Genomic DNA, 1,084 nt, shown 5'->3' with positions numbered 1-1,084 from the left:
ATCCGTTAAGCTAAAGGTACCGACACCGGCAATAACCACATCGGTTCCATCTGCGGTATGCACGGTTGCATCGCCCGCGACAGTATAGGTGGTGACTGAAATAGGGCCGTCGTCACTGCTGCCATCAATCACATTACCGGTCACTTGAGGGCTGTCTTCTGCAATGGTGCGCGTTTCATTGTTATCAGTGAAATCATCGTTCACCGGCGTGATCGTTAAGCTCAATGTTGAGGTGTCATTGGCGCCAGAGCCATCGGTTAAGGTGTAAGTGATCACCGGCACAGTGCCGTTGTAGTTGGCGACTGGGGTAAATGTATATACACCCGCATCCGTTAAGCTAAAGGTGCCGACATCAGTGATAACCACATAGGTGCCATCAGCGGTATAAACCGTGCTGTCACCTGCTAAGGTGAAGGTTGTGACCGTGATAGGGCCATCATCACTGCTGCCGTCAATCACATTACCGCTCACTTCAGGGCTGTCTTCTGCAATGCTGCGAGTTTCGTTGGCATCAGTGAAATCATCGTTCACCGGCGTGACCGTTAAGCTCAATGTTGAGGTGTCATTGGCGCCTGAGCCATCGGTTAAGGTGTAAGTGATCACCGGCACAGTGCCGTTGTAGTTGGCGACTGGGGTAAATGTATATACACCCGCATCCGTTAAGCTAAAGGTACCGACACCGGCAATAACCACATCGGTTCCATCTGCGGTATGCACGGTTGCATCGCCCGCGACAGTAAAGGTGGTGACTGAAATAGGGCCATCCACACTGGTGCCGTCAATCACATTACCGCTCACTTGCGGGCTGTCTTCTGCAATGGTGCGAGTTTCGTTGTTATCGGTGAAGCTGTCATCAACTGGGGTCACGCTTAATGTCAGCGTTGAGATGTCATCGGTGCCAGAGCCGTCAGTGAGGGTGTAGGTGATCACGGGAACTGCGCCATTATAGTTGGCGACTGGGATAAATGTATATACACCCGCATCCGTTAAGCTAAAGGTACCGACACCGGCAATAACCACATCGGTTCCATCTGCGGTATGCACGGTTGCATCGCCCGCGACAGTAAAGGTGGTGACTGAAATA

General features: G+C 51.8%; 1 protein-coding gene. It reads right to left on the bottom strand.

The window, feature by feature from the left end; all coding sequences use genetic code 11:
- On the bottom strand, nucleotides 1-1,084 hold a 1,084-nt coding region (locus tag AAEZ00_RS20530; protein ID WP_351089713.1), incomplete at both ends, for a cadherin-like domain-containing protein.

Source organism: Shewanella sp. S1-49-MNA-CIBAN-0167, from assembly GCF_040310145.1.
GTDB lineage: Bacteria > Pseudomonadota > Gammaproteobacteria > Enterobacterales > Shewanellaceae > Shewanella > Shewanella psychromarinicola.
This window is presented reverse-complemented; position numbering and strand designations above follow the sequence as displayed.